The sequence below is a fragment of the Dyadobacter soli genome (genome assembly GCF_900101885.1).
Classification (GTDB): domain Bacteria; phylum Bacteroidota; class Bacteroidia; order Cytophagales; family Spirosomataceae; genus Dyadobacter; species Dyadobacter soli.
Genome location: NZ_FNAN01000008.1, coordinates 65,215 through 83,114, shown reverse-complemented (window position 1 = coordinate 83,114; position 17,900 = coordinate 65,215). Strand labels below are relative to the sequence as shown.

11 protein-coding genes are annotated in these 17,900 nt (G+C 50.6%); 8 read left to right on the top strand and 3 right to left on the bottom strand.

From position 1 onward, the window contains the following. Positions 1-4 precede the first annotated feature (4 nt). The 8 genes from BLQ88_RS14100 (at position 5) to ppk1 (ending at position 13,291) form a co-directional block, all read left to right on the top strand. On the top strand, positions 5-703 hold the full coding sequence (locus BLQ88_RS14100) for an outer membrane beta-barrel protein (RefSeq protein ID WP_143016853.1): 699 nt from the start codon (positions 5-7) through the stop codon (positions 701-703). Positions 704-782: 79 nt separating this feature from the next. Next, positions 783-1,307 (top strand): YkgJ family cysteine cluster protein, encoded by a 525-nt coding sequence (locus BLQ88_RS14095; protein WP_090150912.1) that lies wholly within the window; start codon positions 783-785, stop codon positions 1,305-1,307. 107 nt (positions 1,308-1,414) lie between these two features. Beyond that, on the top strand, positions 1,415-2,362 hold the full coding sequence (locus tag BLQ88_RS14090) for a hypothetical protein (RefSeq protein ID WP_090150909.1): 948 nt from the start codon (positions 1,415-1,417) through the stop codon (positions 2,360-2,362). Between the two features lie 244 nt (positions 2,363-2,606). Beyond that, positions 2,607-3,479 carry a ThuA domain-containing protein gene (locus tag BLQ88_RS14085; protein WP_090150906.1) on the top strand — a complete coding sequence of 291 codons (873 nt, stop codon included), beginning with the start codon at positions 2,607-2,609 and terminating at the stop codon, positions 3,477-3,479. 44 nt (positions 3,480-3,523) lie between these two features. Continuing rightward, on the top strand, positions 3,524-6,688 hold the full coding sequence (locus BLQ88_RS14080) for a PVC-type heme-binding CxxCH protein (RefSeq protein ID WP_090150904.1): 3,165 nt from the start codon (positions 3,524-3,526) through the stop codon (positions 6,686-6,688). A gap of 197 nt (positions 6,689-6,885) precedes the next feature. Further along, complete coding sequence (locus BLQ88_RS14075; RefSeq protein WP_090150900.1) at positions 6,886-8,580, top strand: hypothetical protein; 1,695 nt, start codon at positions 6,886-6,888, stop codon at positions 8,578-8,580. 251 nt (positions 8,581-8,831) lie between these two features. Beyond that, positions 8,832-10,787: a DNA topoisomerase (ATP-hydrolyzing) subunit B gene (gene gyrB, locus BLQ88_RS14070; protein WP_090150897.1), complete on the top strand. Its 1,956-nt coding sequence runs from the start codon at positions 8,832-8,834 to the stop codon at positions 10,785-10,787. A 170-nt stretch (positions 10,788-10,957) separates the two neighbouring features. Further along, on the top strand, positions 10,958-13,291 hold the full coding sequence (gene ppk1, locus BLQ88_RS14065) for a polyphosphate kinase 1 (RefSeq protein ID WP_090150892.1): 2,334 nt from the start codon (positions 10,958-10,960) through the stop codon (positions 13,289-13,291). 3 nt (positions 13,292-13,294) lie between these two features. Here the strand turns inward: ppk1 and BLQ88_RS14060 are convergent, their stop codons facing one another. From BLQ88_RS14060 to BLQ88_RS14050, 3 genes are read right to left on the bottom strand one after another with little or no spacing between them, the layout of a single operon-like run. Next, complete coding sequence (locus tag BLQ88_RS14060; protein ID WP_090150889.1) at positions 13,295-15,769, bottom strand: bifunctional UDP-N-acetylmuramoyl-tripeptide:D-alanyl-D-alanine ligase/alanine racemase; 2,475 nt, start codon at positions 15,767-15,769, stop codon at positions 13,295-13,297. Between the two features lie 36 nt (positions 15,770-15,805). Then, positions 15,806-16,951, bottom strand: a complete 1,146-nt coding sequence (gene corA / locus BLQ88_RS14055; RefSeq protein WP_090150886.1) for a magnesium/cobalt transporter CorA — start codon at positions 16,949-16,951, stop codon at positions 15,806-15,808. An 8-nt stretch (positions 16,952-16,959) separates the two neighbouring features. Beyond that, positions 16,960-17,811 (bottom strand): universal stress protein, encoded by an 852-nt coding sequence (locus BLQ88_RS14050; RefSeq protein ID WP_090150883.1) that lies wholly within the window; start codon positions 17,809-17,811, stop codon positions 16,960-16,962. Positions 17,812-17,900: the final 89 nt, after the last annotated feature.

The window sequence follows — 17,900 nt, the reverse complement described above, 5'->3', positions numbered from 1 at the left end:
GGGAATGCTTGGTCACAGTGCCAGCGCCCAGGAGGCTTCCATCACGGAATGGAGGAAAGACCGCGAAGAGCCGATCGACCAGCCCCAAAAGCCTGCATTACGAGAGAAAGAAGCAGATCAGCCCGATTTTGCCAGGTGGAGCTTCGGCCTGAACGGGGGTTACGCCTACCGTCTGTTCCGCGCCGGACGCATTACCAGCCACGACGAGCAGGAGTATATCAAAGACCTCAAATCGGGCATTGCATTCGGTGGAGAGGTTGCCTATTTTCCCTGGAAGCACGTCGGCTTCGGTGTGCGTTATGAAATGTACAAAGGCAAAGCCAACCTCGACAGCGCTCAGAGCGAAAAGGTAACCATTCAGCACCTGAGCGGCGCATTGATCCACCGGTCGTTTCTGAAAAACGGTAAAACGGCCGTTCTAACCTCCCTGCTGCTCGGTTATCAGCCCTACGAAAACAAAAGCACCGTCGGCGCCCAGCAATTCACATTCTCGGGCAAAACCATGAACTGGGGCGTGAGCGTCGGCATAGAGCAACCCATTTCTCCCAAATTAGCCCTCAACCTCACCGGCACAGCCATGATGGGCGCCATCTACCGCCTCCAACGCAAAACCGCATTCAGTACGGAGACGCTTCATTTGTCGAAGGACGATAGCGTAGACCTTTCGCGGTTCTCGGTCACGCTCGGGATCAGGTTTATGTGATACCGGTTAGATATGGAATCTTCTCGCCTTTAAGATTTTAACTTATTTACCTTATCATTACACACCTAACAGATTGGATATGACGGACAGCGAAAAGAACATTTCAGACTTGTGCGTAAGCTGCGGAATGTGCTGCGATGGTACCTTGTTCCCTTATGGGTTCGTGCGCGATGAAAATGACAGGAAAATCGCGGATGAGCTGGGTTTGACCACTAAGGAGATCGACGGTAAATTGTTTTTTAACATGCCCTGCCCGCATTTTTCAGGCTGTTGTACTGTCTATGACAAAAGCCGGCCACACACCTGTTCGGCGTATTTTTGTCCTCCTCTCAAAAAATACCGTCGCGGCGAGCAGGCTTTTGAAGATGCGGAAAGCCAAATCCGGCTTTTCAGGGAGCACCGCGACAAACTCCTCAATGCCGCATCCCAGTTTCCCGAACTCGCCGATCTGAACTTCCGGGCGCTGAAAAGTCTGCTGGACAAATCCGGCGACGACGCTGCTTTTGTCAGTAAGCACCGGCAGCTTTACCTTTTACTCTTCATCTTCCGGGACATCTACGACCGGTATTTCACGCCTGCTGAGAAGGACAAGCTTGTTGTATGAAGGTATAAAAACCTGCTTTGCTAACTCAGACGTAACGCAAAATAACTGCATGCAATATCTGCGAGATAGGGTACCTATTTTAAGAGGTTTTCAAAATGAACTGCCTCATGATCGTCACTTATCCATCTATTTTACTGCGCATTTGCATATTGCTAAGTCTTCTCGTCGCTTGGAGTAACACTTTTGCACAGCTAGACGTCAAGCATTTTGATACGCTAGTCCTCAGGAGCGTGACGGAAAGTGACTCCGCAAATGCTGAATGGAGGCATATTCTGGCGACTAGAAATAACCATTCCGTAGATTCCACCACCCAGCTATTGACGACTTTCACTATCGGAGAGAGAAATTGGTTTGCATTAATAGCAAGCAGACAAGTAGCGTGGGAGTTGATGCTAGATTCTCTGGCGAGGCCTTTCGAAGCAAATTTACCGAGCAAAGTCACCATCATAGTAGGGTCGCACGGTGTCGACGACGCGTTTACTTTCGATGGCAGTACAATAGGGTTTGATGCATCCATACTTGAAAAAAATTATGGGAATGCCAATTCAGCCGAAAATACGGAACGCATTGACAGGCTTTTTGCACATGAAATGACCCACTTATTTCACAAAGCCTGGGTGAAAAGCGAACACATGGAACTGAGAACATTTAAAGACAGCGTCCTCTGGGAATGTATTTATGAGGGATTGGGGACCTATCGATCATTGTCTAGTAAATGGCTGCCACAAGAAGATTCTCTTCCTGCCGTTACCGAAGTAGTCTTAGATGCCTTGTTGCCGGAATTTTTAGCTAACATTGAGAAAGTGTGTAATGCAGGTAACCTGACCGTTACTCAAAAGGCTGATATCACCAGAAATCTCTCTCGCGGAACAATTTCAAAAAAATGGGGGGCGTTCACAGTAGCTATCTGGATCGCACGTTTTGTTGGAGAAGACGAGGGAAAGTTGAAATTAGTCGTAGAATCAGGTATTAACTCGCCTATATTACTTGCTATCAGAAATATTCCATTCAATAGTCCTTACAAGCCTCTGCTGATGGAATGTCTGGCAAGGTAGATTGAGAGTTAAATGTAGAATTCTTGACAATCCGGTAATTTTAGCGCTATTTTATTTGCTATACCACCTTCGCGAAAGTAGATATCTTGTTTGAATAATCCTTTTCCCCGCCCGTTCCTTCTAAAACAGGATAACACAGGATACATCATATTTCATTTATAATTAACTAGGGGAAAAATTGCATTAAACAGTCTTCCTGAATATACCCCTTTACTCACGAAGCTTGAACCTTAATCCTTTCACCATGAAATTAAAACAGTTCTGCATCTGCTTGCTTTTTACGGCATTTGCAGTGGTGGCTGGCGCGCATGTGGCGTCCGCGCAATCTTCTAAAAAGAAGCCTCTCGTTGTATTCGTCACGGGCGACCACGAGTACAGCGGGGAGGAAACGCTGCCGATCGTGGCGGCGGAGCTCGAAAGGAATTATGGCATGCGTACGATCGTCCTCAAAGCCAATCCCGATCACAACAGCGAAAAGAATATCCCCGGCCTGGAAGCATTGAAGGATGCCGATCTGGCGGTTTTTTATCTCCGCTGGCGTCAGTTGCCGCCGGACCAGCTGGCGCATATCGAGGCTTATCTGAAAACAGGCAAGCCAGTGATGGGCTTCCGCACCACCACGCACGCATTTAACTTCCCCAAAGGACATGAAAGCGAAAAATGGAATGCTTTCGGCGAGTTTGCGCTGAATGCGCCTCCGGGATGGGGCGGGGCGGCCAAGCACACGCATTATGGCCACAACAGCAGCACCGACGTGACCGTCATTCCCGAGCAGGTCAAAAATCCCATTCTTACGGGCGTTACGGGCCCGTTCCACGCACGTTCGTGGCTGTACCGCGTGCTGCCCGATTATCCTACGAAAGGCTCTACCTGGCTGCTGATGGGCAAATCGGTGAACCCCGACAAAGAGGCGATCGAGAACCCGGTGGCATGGACGGGTACCAATTCATTCGGCGGCAAGGTGTTCATGACCACGCTCGGCCATCCGGAAGATTTCAGGCTGGAACCGTTCCAGCGGCTTGTTGTCAATGCGATCCATTACGAACTGGGCCTGAAAATCCCGAAAACATGGAAGGGTAAAATGGATATCCAGGTACCCTACCGCGAAGCCAAGTAACTTTTACATAACGCTACCTAAAACCCAATCTAAAATCTTTTCAAATGTCTAAACCCAAAAAAATCAGCGTTTATTCATCGCTTATTGCATTTGGACTGGCAGTCATTGCATTCAGCGCGTTCCAGTTGAACCAGCCGGCTCCCGTCAAGATCGGCAAGGGCACACACATCTCCCTGATCGGTAACAACCTGGGGTCGCGGATGATGAACTACGACAATTTCGAAACGGAATTGTACATGCGCTACCCCGATGATAACCTCGTTATCCGCAATATGTGCGATGGCGGCGATACGCCCGGCTTTCGTCCGCATGCGAGCCGCAATACGCCCTGGGCATTCCCAGGAGCCGAAAAATTCCAGACCGAACTCGCCAATCCTTCCCAAAGCGAAGGCCATCTCGAAACGCCCGATCAGTGGCTTACCCGTTTGAAAACGGATGTGATCGTATCGTTTTTTGGTTACAATGAGTCGTTTGAAGGCAAAGCAGGCCTTGCCAACTATAAAGCCGAGCTCGATGCATTCATCAAATGGACGTTGCAGCAGAAATACAATGGTACTTCGGCGCCCCAGCTGGTGATCGTTTCGCCGATCGCTTTCGAAGACCTTTCAGCCAAGTATGACCTTCCGAATGGTAAAAAGGAGAACGAAAACCTGCTTTTGTACACCAAAGCCATGAAGGAAGTGGCTGATCAAAATAAAGTGCTGTTCGTGGATGCATTCGCTCCGTCTCAGAAATGGTATGCCGAAACGAAGGAAGACCTGACGATCGACGGATCGCAACTGAATGCAGAAGGATACAAGAAACTGGGCGTTTTGCTGGTAGATAAAATCTTCGGAAAGGCGTCGGCCAAAGCGAAGGACCGGGAACTGGTGCATGCCGCCGTGACCGAAAAGAACTGGATGTGGCATAACGACTTCAAAATCCCGAACGGCGTGCATGTGTATGGTCGCCGGTACAATCCATTCGGGCCGGACAATTATCCTGCTGAAATCGAGAAGATCCGCCAGCTGACCGACATTCGTGACCAGGCGATCTGGCAGGCGGCTTCGAAAGGCGAGAAAATGGACCTCGCTGCGGCCGATAAGAGTTCCCGCACATTGCCGCAGGTGAAGACCAATTTTAATCCTGAAAAGAATGGCAGTCTTACTTACCTCTACGGAAACGACGCGTTGGCGAAACTGAAAGTGCCGGACGGCTATAAAATCGAGCTTTTCGCTTCGGAGCAGGAATTCCCGGATTTGGCTAAGCCTATGCAAATGTCGTTCGATAACAAAGGCCGCCTTTGGGTAGCTACCATGCCGAGTTATCCGCACTACAAGCCGGGAGATTCGAAGCCGAACGACAAGATCATCATTTTCGAAGATACCAATAACGACGGTAAGGCCGATAAGCAGACGGTTTTCGCGGATGGTCTTCATTTGCCGTTGGGTTTTGAAATTGCCAAAGAAGGCGTTTACGTTTCGCAAGGTACCAACCTGAAACTGCTGTCCGACACCAATGGCGACGGCAAGGCTGACAAGGAGGAAATCCTGCTGAGTGGTTTCGACGACCACGACACGCACCACAATAGCCACGCATTCACAGTGGACCCGTCGGGCGCTATTTATTCCGGTGAGGGGGTTTTCCTGCACACTAATGTAGAAACTTCGTATGGCCCTGTACGTGCCACCAACGGTGGTTTCTACCGCTATGCGCCGCAATTGAAAAAACTCGAACGTACGGCACAGCTTTCCATTCCTAACCCGTGGGGTATCGCATTCGATGACTGGGGCCAGCCGTTTTTTGCCGAAACATCGAGCCCGGATGTCCGCTGGATGCTGCCCGGAAGCGTTTTGCCGCGCTACGGCGAAGCAACACACAAATCGGTGCAGCTCGTGGAGGATAAGCACCGTGTGCGGCCTACTTCCGGTCTGGAATTTGTGTCGAGCCGCCATTTTCCGGACGATATCCAGGGCGATTTTCTGATCAATAACACCATTGGTTTCCTCGGAACCAAAGAGCATACGCTTACAGATGAGGGTACCGGCTACAAAAGCCATCACCGCCAGGATCTGGTAGTGAGCGAAGACCGTAACTTCCGCCCGGTGGATATGGAATTTGCGCCGGATGGCTCATTGTACGTGATCGACTGGCACAACATCCTCATCGGCCACATGCAGCACAATGCGCGTGACCCGTTGCGTGACCACTCGCACGGCCGTATTTACCGCATTACCTATCCCTCACGCCCGCTGGTGACGCCTGCGAAGGTCGATGGTGCGAGCATTGAAGAGCTTTTGAACAACCTGAAATTACCGGAGTACCGCACCCGTTACCGCACGCGCCGCGAGTTGCGTGGCCGTGATGCATCGCAGGTTTTGGCCAAGCTGAACACCTGGGTGGCCGGGCTGGACAAAAACGACCCGCGTTACGAGCATCATTTGCTGGAAGGCCTTTGGGTAAGCTGGGGTATGGATAAAGTAGATCAAAAGCTTTTGAAACAGGTATTGAAAGCCAAAGACTACCACGCACGTGCAGCCGCAGTGCAGGTAGTGCGCTATACCGGCCACCAGGTGCCCGACCAGGCCGATTTGCTCATGCAGGCAGCGCGCGACGAGAATAGCCGTGTAAGGCTGATGGCTATTGTAGCAGCTTCGTGGATAGGAAAGGAAAAGGGGTTGCCGATCCTGGCGGAAGCGAAGAAAATGCCGCTCGACGACTGGACGATCCACGCATTTGAAGCAGCGGAAGCACATTTGAAGGGCGAGAATGTGAAGAGAGAGAAACAGACCGTCGCCGCGACAAACCTGAAAGGCAATGATCTGATCCTGTTCAACCAGGGCCGGCAGATCTACGCCAAGGAAGGTTATTGTACTACCTGCCACCAGCCCGACGGCAAAGGGCTGGAAGCATCGGGCTTCCCGCCGCTTTCAGGGCCATGGATCTCAGGCAGCGACGAGCGGTTGATCAAGATTGCATTGAAAGGCTTGCTGGGGCCGATCGAGGTGAATGGCAAGAAGTATCCCGGCCAGGTGCCTATGACGCCTTTTGCTGGCTTGCTGAAAGACGATGAAGTAGCGGCGGTACTGACTTATGTCCGCAACTCGTTCGGAAACAAGGGGGCCGCGATCTCGCCTGAAAAGGTGAAACAGGTGCGGGCCGCTACCGAGAGTAAGAAAGACTTTTACTCACCGGAGCAGCTTTTAAAGGATCACCCTTTGGAAAAGTAACAGATTGATATGATATTGTAAATGCTTGATACGGAGGGCGGGGATTTTTCTCCGCTCTCTCTGTTTGTTTACAATTTATTCGTCACTTTTCGGTTACTAAGAAAAGCAAACTAAGTGTACAAACAGATGCGAGAAAGGTTTAGATTTGCTTACAACTGATCCGAATCTATCATATACATACGTTACGGCCTTAACCCATGCTTCGATTCTTACCAATTGTTGCCATCAGTCTCGTAATTCTGTTATTTTTTCTTTATAATCTTCATTTTTCGGTCAATTTCCCTTTTCAGGACGATTTTCTATTCATTCAGTTTATCGAAGCGATTACGGGTGAGCACACAAGTTTTACCAAAGTGATTGAAGAAATGTTCCGCACTTTCAACGATCACAAAGCGGTAGTTCCCAGGTTTATCTCCCTGCTTGACTACGAGCTCACCGGACGTCTCCATTTGCGATTCTATATTGCGCTCGTATCTGCCAACCTGATCTACATTTTCTATTTCCTGTATCTCAATTTTCGCAAGGCCGGGCTGCCGCTGTATTATTTCGTTCCGGTGCCGTTCCTGTTCTTCCACCCGCTATACCACGAAGTCTCGGGCTGGGCGCTTACCGGTATGCAGCATTCGTATCTGACGGCTTTCCTGGTAACGGCCATCATCCTCGTGTCACGCGGCACGAAACCTGCTTTCTACGGCGCAATGCTCTGCTGTTTCCTGGCTACTTTCACCCACGGAAATGGTATTCTGTCATTCCCGGCGATCATTTTCTATTTCCTCTGCTATAAAAACTTCCGCAGCGCAATCCTGACTGCGGTTTTCATGTTCATCAGCCTCGGCATTTACCTCTCGGGTTACGAGTCGGGGCAGGCGGTGCATTTGCCTAAAAGCGGGCTGCTCTTTTTTTCGTCGCTTTTCGGGTTTATCGGTTCCGAGATGTCGCTTTGGGCCAAGCCGGAGCTAACGTCGGCTATTTGGGGTTTTCTAATCCTGGCGTGCATGGTAATGGTAACGCTTCGTGTGGCGAGTATTTATTTCAAGAAGCCCATGCAGATCAAACCCGGGACGATCGAGCTGCTGTCGGTTTTTGCATTCATTTTTATTTCCAGCCTCATTATCGCAGTTTTCCGATCGTGGGCGGGAACCACCGTGGCGAGTCGTTTCCAGCTGTATGCCGCGCTCGCGACGGCTATTTTTTACATCTTCCTCGTGTTTTATTTCGAGTATTTTCGGAAAAGGTGGGTTTATACGACTGCATTGGCGCTGAGCATTTTCTATTGGGCCTATTCACATTACCGGTACACAGCCATTGTAGCGGCCAAAAAAACGACCTATCTCGCCGACATTTATAACTGGCGCAATAACCGCAGTATGTTCTCCGTAGAGCGGTCAATCGTCAAATATGGCAGTTTCTACCTGGTGCCGGGATATGAAAAGGGTTTTTTCTGGCTTCCCGAGCCTGTTGTGGAAAAAGAAGAGCTGAATGCGATGTTTGCTCAAAAAGGGTCCGTGCGTGACAATGGAATGTACATCGAGACCTGGAATATCCATCGCGTCGTGCGGGAGGGTACCGAACGGCTCACCTACTACTTTATTTCCAGCAATGTGTCGCCCGTGCGTAAGGACTTTTGGGACGACCGTTTTCTGGTCATGAAAAATACCGCGAACGACACGATCTACCTCATCAATGCTACTCCGAAAATAGAAGCCCGAAAAAATATTCTTACGGCAGCCAACTACTACAAAAACGGTTTCAATACCCTGCTTCGCGAAAACGATCTGGACGCCGGTACCTACGACCTCGGCATTCTGGATGTTTCAGGAGACGGGAAAAAGAAATTTTACCGGCTCGACAGGACGCTCGTATGCAGCGGGCACGGGTATATGCTCAGGTAACTTTCATTCGCCGGATACTAAGCCATATCGCCCGTCGGAGAAATGACGATGTAACCTTTTGCTGCTATTTCCCAACACAGAAATATCATATTTCAGCCCCGGACGTTCCCAGGCCCGCATTCGCTTTGAAAGGCACACGGAATGGCAGGTTTGAGATAGGTTTTGCTAGGTAAAACCATAAAAAATTCGTATCTTTACGTGCTTAAAAAGCCAGATAATGGTTCTTTTTATCCAAGTGTAAAACAAACTATATGTCAAACGAAGCAGTGCTAGAAGTAAACAGCTATTCGGCTGAAAATATCCAGGTTCTTGAAGGTTTAGAGGCCGTTCGTAAACGTCCGGCCATGTATATCGGTGACACTGGCTTCAAAGGCGTTCACCATTTGATTTGGGAGGTTGTCGATAACTCTATCGATGAGGCGATGGCAGGTTACTGTGATACGATCAATGTCACCGTAGAGCCCAATAATTCAATCACTGTAAAAGATAACGGCCGCGGTATCCCTACCGGAATGCACCCCAAAGAGAAGAGATCGGCTCTGGAGGTTGTGTTGACGGTATTGCACGCCGGGGGTAAGTTCGACAAAGACACATATAAAGTTTCAGGTGGTCTGCACGGGGTAGGGGTATCCTGCGTGAACGCGCTTTCCACGCATTTGCGTGCGGAAGTGCACCGCGAGGGCAAAGTATTCGAGCAGGAGTTCAGCGAAGGCAAGCCGCTTTACCCGACCCGCGTGATCGGCGATTCAACCGATACGGGGACGATCATCCACTTCCTGCCCGACGCGTCGATATTTACCGTAACCGAATACAAATACGAGACGATCGCTAGCCGCTTACGCGAGCTTTCCTATCTGAACAAAGGCATCCGCATTACGCTCGAAGACAAGCGTGAGGAAGACGAAAATGGCAAATTCCGCGGCGAAGAATTCTATTCCGAAGTAGGTCTAAACGAATTCGTGACTTACCTCGACGCTACCCGTCAGCCATTGATCCCCGAGCCGATCCACATGGAAAGCGATAAAGGCGCGATCCCGGTGGAAGTGGCGATGATGTACAACACCTCGTACAGCGAGAACGTGTTCTCGTATGTAAACAATATCAATACCATCGAAGGTGGTACCCACGTTTCCGGCTTCCGTGCCGCATTGACGCGTACGCTGAAAAACTATGCCGACAAGTCAGGTATTTTGGCCAAAGAAAAATTGGAGATCAGCGGGGACGACTTCCGTGAAGGACTTACAGCGGTTATTTCCATTAAAGTAGCTGAGCCGCAGTTCGAAGGTCAGACCAAGACCAAACTCGGAAACGGCGAAGTAACCGGTGCCGTGAGCCAGGTGGTAGCCGAAATGCTCGAAAGCTACCTCGAAGAGCACCCGAAAGAAGCCCGCGTGATCATCGACAAGGTCATCCTTGCCGCGAAAGCCCGTATCGCTGCGAAAAAAGCGCGCGAAATGGTACAGCGCAAGAATATCCTTACCGGTACCGGCTTGCCCGGAAAGCTTTCCGACTGTTCCGAAACCGACCCGAACGTGTGCGAACTATACCTCGTGGAAGGGGACTCGGCGGGTGGAACTGCCAAGCAAGGCCGTAACCGCGCATTTCAGGCGATCCTTCCATTGCGTGGTAAGATCCTGAACGTGGAGAAAGCACAGGAATACAAGATCTACGAAAATGAGGAGATCAAGAATATGTTCACGGCAATGGGCGTGCAGATCGGTAAGGACGGCGATGAGCGTGCATTGAACATCGACAAGCTGCGTTACCACAAGATCGTAATCATGACGGATGCGGATATCGACGGTAGTCACATCCGTACGCTGATCCTGACGTTCTTCTTCCGTTATATGAAGATCCTGATCGACCATGGCTACATCTACATTGCCCAGCCGCCATTGTACCTCGTGAAGAAAGGCAAGGAAGAGCGTTACTGCTGGACCGAGCAGCAACGCGAAGAAGCGGTTCGCGAGATCAGCAATGGTAAGGAAGATTCGGTGAACGTACAGCGATACAAAGGTCTTGGTGAAATGAATGCCGAGCAGCTGTGGGAAACGACGATGAACCCCGAGCGCAGAAGTTTGAAACAGGTTTCTGTGGAATCTGCTGCCGAAGCCGATCACCTTTTCTCGATGCTGATGGGCGATGAAGTAGCCCCTCGCCGCGATTTTATCGAGAAAAACGCGAAATATGCCCGCGTCGACGTGTAGTCATTAGCTTATACCGCAATATCGAAACGGATGGCTGTGAAACACGGTCATCCGTTTCTTTTTGGAACGAAAATTTAACACAAAGTTCATCGGCCCGAAAACAATAGATTGTTTAGATTCGTTGAATTTTTATTGCCATCCTGATACACCTTTTTAAATAGCATAACGTTATGTCCGGCTCATCCGACAATATATATAGCAACGAAAAACGAAGTAAGCTGACCAATTTGTTCGCATTGTTCAAAAGCCCGAAAGAACCGGCTGCGGCAGACGACGGTAAGGCAGTCAGTTCGTCGTCGGAGAAAGCTATTACCCAAATGCAGCAAAGCGACCTCATCAGCCGGGACCTGAGCTGGATGAAGTTCAACGACCGCGTGCTCGACCAGGCGACCAACGAAGAACGTAACCTGTTCGACCGCCTTAAATTCCTCGCGATTACTTCCTCAAACCTCGACGAATTCTTCACAATCCGCGTGGGTAGCCTTTATAATTACCTCGATTTCGGGAAGGAACGCCTCGATTACTCGGGTTTGCGTGAAATTCCTTTCCGGAAGGTGTTGATGAAGGAAGTGCACGATTTCGTGCGCCGGCAGAATGAATGCTATAAAAACCAGCTGCTGCCGCTTTTCGCGGACCACGGCTTCCGCATTATCGGAATGGACGAGATCACCGGCGAAGAACATGTTGCCGTAGAAGAATACTTCGACCGCACCGTGTACCCGATGCTGACCCCGATGCTGTTTGATTATACACACGCATTCCCCGTTTTGCTCGCAAAAGTCCTGATCCTGGGTGTGATTACGCAGGTTAAGGGTACCACTTCGGAGGAAGACAGAAAGCTTTCATTTGTGCAGTTACCGCCGAATCTGCCGCGCTTCTACGTCATCGAGCGGGAGGACGAGCTGCTATTTTTACCTATTGAAAACATTGCCAAGGCGCATATCAACAAGCTGTACCGGAATGTCGATATCGTATCTGCGAACCTGTTCCGCATTAGCCGCAATGGTGATTTTACCCTCGAAGAAAGTGACGATATCGAGGCGGATTTCATCGACGAGATCAAGCAGAAGATCAAAAGCCGCCGTTTGGGCCGCGTGGTACAGGTTTCGATCGAGCCCGACGTGAACCCGGATTTGCTTAACCTTATTAAAAAGCGCTGGGAAATCGATGATCACAACGTTTTTATGATCGACGCGCTGATCGACTTCACGGCGCTTTGGGGCATTATCAAACACCCGGAGTTTAAAGACCAGATCCCGCCGACCCGCCCGCCGGTGCCGCCGCTGGGCCTGGAACGCGAGCGCATTCCCGATATTTTCGAGGTAATGCGGGAGCGGGATATTCTGTTACACCACCCTTACAACAACTTCGAACCGGTATTGCAGCTGCTCGAACAAGCTGCGGAAGATCCGAAGGTATTGTCCATTAAACTGACCATTTACCGCCTCGCAAAAAACTCGCGCGTGACGGAGGCGCTTCTGCACGCGGCCGAAAATGGCAAGCACGTAGCGGTATTGTTCGAGGTGAAGGCGCGTTTTGATGAAGAAAACAATATTAAAGAAGCGCAACGACTGCAAAAAGCCGGTTGTTTCGTCATATACGGCATTGGTTTGCTCAAAACGCACACGAAGCTGTTGCTGATCGTTCGGAACGAGGGCAATCGCGTGCTGCGCTACGCGCATTTGTCGAGTGGTAACTATAATGAGGATACTTCCCGTTTGTACACCGATACCGGCCTCTTGACATCCAATGAAGAATACACGCACGACATTTCGGAATTCTTCAATGTTATCACAGGGCATTCGATCCCGTCCGAATACCAGAACCTCATCACGGCCCCGCGCTACATGCGTGCGAAGCTGATCGAGCTGATCCAGCAGGAAGCGGAGAATGCGAAAGCAGGTTTGAAAAGTGGTATTTGTATTAAAATAAACTCCCTGGAAGACCGCGACACCATTTATGAGCTGTACAAAGCTTCGGAGGCGGGTGTGCCCATTAAACTGATCGTTCGCGGGATGTGCTGTCTGCGGCCGCAGCGCAAAGGTTTAAGTGAAAATATCACCGTGCGCTCGCTCGTAGGCGACTTTTTGGAACACTCCCGCATTTTCTATTTCCACCAGAACGGCAACCCGCTCGTGTACGGAGGTAGCGCGGATGCGATGGTAAGGAGCTTCGACAAACGCATTGAATCACTTTTCAAACTCGTCGACCCGCGCGTGCGCCAGGAAGCGATCCATATTTTGTATTACAGCCTGCAAGACAATGTGAATGCTTACGAATTGCAGGAAGATGGTAACTATATCAAATGTGAGATCAAGGAAGGCAGCGAGCCGCTGAACGTGCATCAGGCATTCTACGACGTTACGCTCGACCAGGTGATGGCAACGCATTTGTTTGAGGAAGAGGATGTTGAAGCAGAAGCAATAGCAGAAGAAAAAAGCGCTACCCCTGAACCTGACAATGCAGATACCGAGGTAGCGCCGCAAACCGAAGCCGGTCTATAAGGCTTAGTCTTTAAAAAATACACGCTTGACGCGGTCGCCGATGCCCGTCAGGATCTCGTAGGGGATGGTGTTGATGGTTTTCGCGAGTTCCGTAATAGGAACTTCCTTTCCGAAAACGATCACTTCATCCCCTTCATCCAATTGCGCATGCGTGACGTCGATCATGGTCATATCCATGCAGATATTGCCGATAGTAGGGCATAATGTGCCATTCACCCAAACTTTCCCCACGCCATTGCCCAACCCGCGATCGTAGCCGTCCGCGTAGCCGATTGCCAGCGTCGCGATGGCCGAATCGTGGTCCACAATGCCCTTGCGGCTATATCCCACCGTTTCACCGGAGGTCAGGTACTTGATCTGTGAAACAATGGTTTTCAATGTGCCGACGGATTGCAATGCTCGCTGGTCCTGCCCGGTAGCTTCCACGCCGTAAAGCCCGATACCTAGCCGCACCATATCGAGGCGGTATTCGGGGAAACGCACGATGCCGGCGGAGTTGAGGATATGCTTGATGGTTTTGTATCCCAAAGTCTTCTCGATAAGCCCGGCACCATCCATAAACTGCGCATATTGCTTTCTCGAAAACTCATTATGCACGCCTTCGTCCGCGCCCACCAAATGCGAGAATATGCTTGCTACCTTCAATGCCGGATTTTTACGAAGTTGTTCAACCAGCCATTCGTAGTCGTCTTTCACGAAACCGAGGCGATGCATGCCCGTATCAAGCTTCAAATGTACGGAGGGCGTGTTGGCCGGTTCGCCTTTGCGGATGATGTACTCGACCCAGTCGGTGAGGATGCGGCGGCTGTAAATTTCGGGTTCCAGCTTGTATTGCCACAGCAGGTCGAAGGTAGGTAAGGTCGCATTCATGACCATAATGGGCAAGGTAATGCCGCTTTGGCGGAGCATGACGCCCTCGTCGGTGTAGGCTACTCCCAGGTAATCGACGCGGTGGTATTGCAGCAGTGCGGCCACTTCCGAGCTCCCGCTGCCATAGGCGAATGCTTTCACCATCGCCATGATCTTCGTGCCTTGCCCGGCGCGTGCGCGGTAATAGTTGAGGTTATGTACCAATGCGTCGAGGTTGATTTCGAGTACGGTACTATGCGCCTTTTGCTGAATGCGGTGAACGATCTGTTCGAACGAAAAAGGCCGCGCGCCTTTCACGAGCACGAGCGTGTCCGCGAGGGTGTTGAATGCGAATGTTTTGAGGAAAGAGTCGGTATCGTCGTAAAACTCCTGTTCCGGAATGTCGAACAGCGATGCCTGGCTGCTGATTTGTTTTCCTATACCAATTAACCTGTCGACGCTTTTTTCGCTCAGCAGTCGGGAAACCATTTTGTAAAGTTCAAGCGGCGTCTGCCCGGTTTGGAGGACGTCCGAGAGAATGACGGTCTTGCGGTGGCGCTGCTCCTGTTGCGCGAGGAAGTTCAACGCCATCGAGAGGCCTTGCAAATCGTTATTATAAGCATCGTCGATGATGTACGAGTTATTAATGCCCTCTTTGAGTTCTAAACGCATGGAAACCGGTTTGAGCAATAATACCCTTTCTTGAATTACAGCCGGTTCGAGGCCGAAATCGAGGAGAAAAACAATGCAATGCGTAAGGTTTTCGAGTGAAGCGTCGTCGCGGAAGCCGGTTTCGAAAGTATGGTTACCAAGTTTTCCGGTGAGAGAAATTACGGTTTTGTCTTTTTGCGGAGTATAGGCCACCTGCACGTGCGAGCCGGAGTAGTTGCTTCCCCAGCTGAGCGTTTCCAGGAATGCATTCACCGGTTTCAGAATGAGGCTGATTTCCTCGTCGATCTCGTGGTAATCTTTCCGGTAAATGAGTTTTTTGACTTTGGTAAAAAGGCGGAGTTTTTCGGTGATCTTCTGCTTGCGGCTGCGGAAACCATCGTCATGCGCCGGGCCGATATTGGTGAAAATGCCGATGGTAGGCTGCATGACCGGTTGCAGGTATTCCATTTCATGTGCTTTGGAAATACCCGCCTCGAAAATCGCCAGCGAATGCTCCTTACTCAAATTCCAAACCGAAAGCGGCACGCCGATCTGCGAATTGTAGCTTTTGGGGCTCGCTACAATGCTGCGCCCGGGCGACAGCAGTTGCACGAGCCATTCTTTTACAATGGTTTTACCATTACTTCCCGCAATACCCACCACCGGAATGTCGAACTGCTTCCGTTTGGAAGCCACCAGTTGCTGCAATGCACGGATACTCGACGCTGCCACCCAGATTTGCGCATCGTCCCAGGCTGCTGCGGTTTCGCGCAGCTCGCCGGTGAATGCGGCTTCTTCTACCACAAACTCCCGCACGCCCGCCTCGTAAAGCTCCGGCAGGAAGCGGTGGCCGTCGTGGCGCTCGCCTTTGATGGCAAAAAAGATACTTTGTCCGGGGAAGGAAACCTGCCGGCTGTCGGTCAGGATATACTGTGCCTGTGTGGTAACCACAGGGGATGTATTGACGGTAAGACTCATTCCAATGCTCGTTAATCAGAGCACAAAGTTATCAATCTACATCCATTTTTTAGATTTGAAATAAAATATCATCCCCACCGTAACCGCGACCATCAATCCCCACACATAGTAGTAGCCATAAGGCTCTTTGAGCTCGGGCATAAACTCGAAATTCATCCCGTAAACGCCCACTATAAACGTCAGCGGCATGAAAACGGCCGAAAAGATCGTCAGCGTTTTCATCACCTGGTTCATACGGTTGCTGATGGTCGACAAATGCACGTCCACCAAACTAGCCACGAGTTCGCGGTAGGAGTCGATGGTGTCGAGAACCTGCATAATGTGGTCGTAAAGATCCCGGTAGTAGGGGATTACATCCTTGCTGATCCGCATATTGTCCTCCCGGATCAGCTGGTTCACCATGTCGCGGAGCGGCCAGATCTGCCTGCGGGCGAGTGTGAGCTCGCGTTTCAATGCGTACATGTCTTTGAGCGAAAGCTCCTGTACGCCGCGGATCACCTGGTCTTCGGTTGCGTCGAGGGCGTCGCCGAGCTTTTCCAGAACAATGAAATAGTTGTCGACCACCACGTCCATCAACGCAAAAAGCAGGTAATCGGGCCCGTTGCGGCGGGTTTTGCCTACGGAAGCTTCGAGCCGGTTTTCGACTGACGTGAAAATGTCGGAAGTGAGCTCTTCCTGGAACGACAGCACATAATTTTTGCCCAAGACAAAACTCACATGCTCGGCGGAAATGCTGATCGGCGATTCGGAATCGACGTGGAGCATTTTCAGGGTCAGAAACAAATGCCCGGTGTCGTACAATTCGAGCTTTGGCTTATGCTCCGTATTCACGACGTCTTCCAGCAGCAGCGGGTGCAAGTGGTAGAACTTGCCGAGCTTTTCGATCAAGGGGATTTCGTGAATACCATCCACATTGAGCCAGGTAATGAGGTTTTGTCCTTCGGGCTCGGGGCGGCATTCGTCGAGCGATTTCACATTCTCTTCCTTAAAAGAATGCTCGTTGTAGCGAATGCGGCGGATTTTGGTTTTCAGGCCAACCTCCGGACCGATATAGGTAAGCGTGCCCGGCGAAGTGAGCAGGCCACGCTTACGATACTTTTTGGATTTTCTGCCGCCGTTTTTGACTGCGCCGCCATGCGGTGAGGCGCCCTCAGCAGGTTTATCGCTTTCCGTTCCGTTCAAACCGTTTGTTATTTGAGGTGAAACACCAGCAAAGGTACATGCGTATCCACTACGAGCTTACGGGTAATGCTCGGATTGATCAGATATTCTTCAATAAACGAGCGTTCGCGGGTCGACATGATCAGCAGATCTGCCCGTACTTCGTCGCAATAATCCTCGATCCCGTCGAGCACGTGTTTCGATTCCCGGATCACGATCTGGCCGTCGCGGATCGTGAAATGTGACTTGATATCGGCAATGTACTGGTTATCAGGCTGAATGTCGGGCTGTGTGTCCGAGTTGATTTTCAGCAGCGTAAGGTCCGCGCTGAGGTGGTTCATCAGCACAAATACCTCGCGCAGGATGTTGTTCTCTTCGTATTCGAACTGCGTCGCGTACACCACTTTCTTGAATTTCGTCGGCTCGGTTTGCGGTGGTACCACCAATACCGGGCACGGTGAGTTGAGCGCGATTTGCGTGGCCGAACTGCCGATGAGTTTGTCGAGGAAGCCGCCTGTACCGGTGCGTCCGATCACGATCATATCCGGCACGTGGTCGTTGATAGCCTCTTCAATGGCCGATTGCACACTGCCGACTGCCCATATTGCCTTTGCATTGTAACCTTCCGACGTCAGGGTCGCGGCGTATTCGTCGAGCCGTTTCTTGAATTCTTCTTCCAGTTCGGTGGTCATCGTCAGAAAGTCGGTGCCGCCGATGCCGGGCATCACATTGCCGGAAGTCACATTTACATCGGCTATATAGGGTTGGTACGCGTGTAGGATCAGGAGTTCGGTCGCCTCTTTTTCGGCGATCAGTTTAGCGGCGGCCAATGCGCGCTCGGCATTTTCAGAAAAATCAATGGCAATCAGGATACTTCTCATGTTGGGTTGAGTTATGTTTTGGGTATGGATAGTCCTAACATATCGATTTTAGGAACCCGAATCAAGGACTTTGGTCATCTTTTACCAGT

Excerpts from the sequence above, each read along its gene's own strand:
- BLQ88_RS14100 (WP_143016853.1), top strand. The coding sequence starts at position 5 with ATGCTTGGTCACAGTGCCAGCGCCCAGGAGGCTTCCATCACGGAATGG.
- BLQ88_RS14095 (WP_090150912.1), top strand. The coding sequence starts at position 783 with ATGACGGACAGCGAAAAGAACATTTCAGACTTGTGCGTAAGCTGCGGA.
- BLQ88_RS14090 (WP_090150909.1), top strand. The coding sequence starts at position 1,415 with ATGATCGTCACTTATCCATCTATTTTACTGCGCATTTGCATATTGCTA.
- BLQ88_RS14085 (WP_090150906.1), top strand. The coding sequence starts at position 2,607 with ATGAAATTAAAACAGTTCTGCATCTGCTTGCTTTTTACGGCATTTGCA.
- BLQ88_RS14080 (WP_090150904.1), top strand. The coding sequence starts at position 3,524 with ATGTCTAAACCCAAAAAAATCAGCGTTTATTCATCGCTTATTGCATTT.
- BLQ88_RS14075 (WP_090150900.1), top strand. The coding sequence starts at position 6,886 with ATGCTTCGATTCTTACCAATTGTTGCCATCAGTCTCGTAATTCTGTTA.
- gyrB (WP_090150897.1), top strand. The coding sequence starts at position 8,832 with ATGTCAAACGAAGCAGTGCTAGAAGTAAACAGCTATTCGGCTGAAAAT.
- ppk1 (WP_090150892.1), top strand. The coding sequence starts at position 10,958 with ATGTCCGGCTCATCCGACAATATATATAGCAACGAAAAACGAAGTAAG.
- BLQ88_RS14060 (WP_090150889.1), bottom strand. The coding sequence starts at position 15,769 with ATGAGTCTTACCGTCAATACATCCCCTGTGGTTACCACACAGGCACAG.
- BLQ88_RS14050 (WP_090150883.1), bottom strand. The coding sequence starts at position 17,811 with ATGAGAAGTATCCTGATTGCCATTGATTTTTCTGAAAATGCCGAGCGC.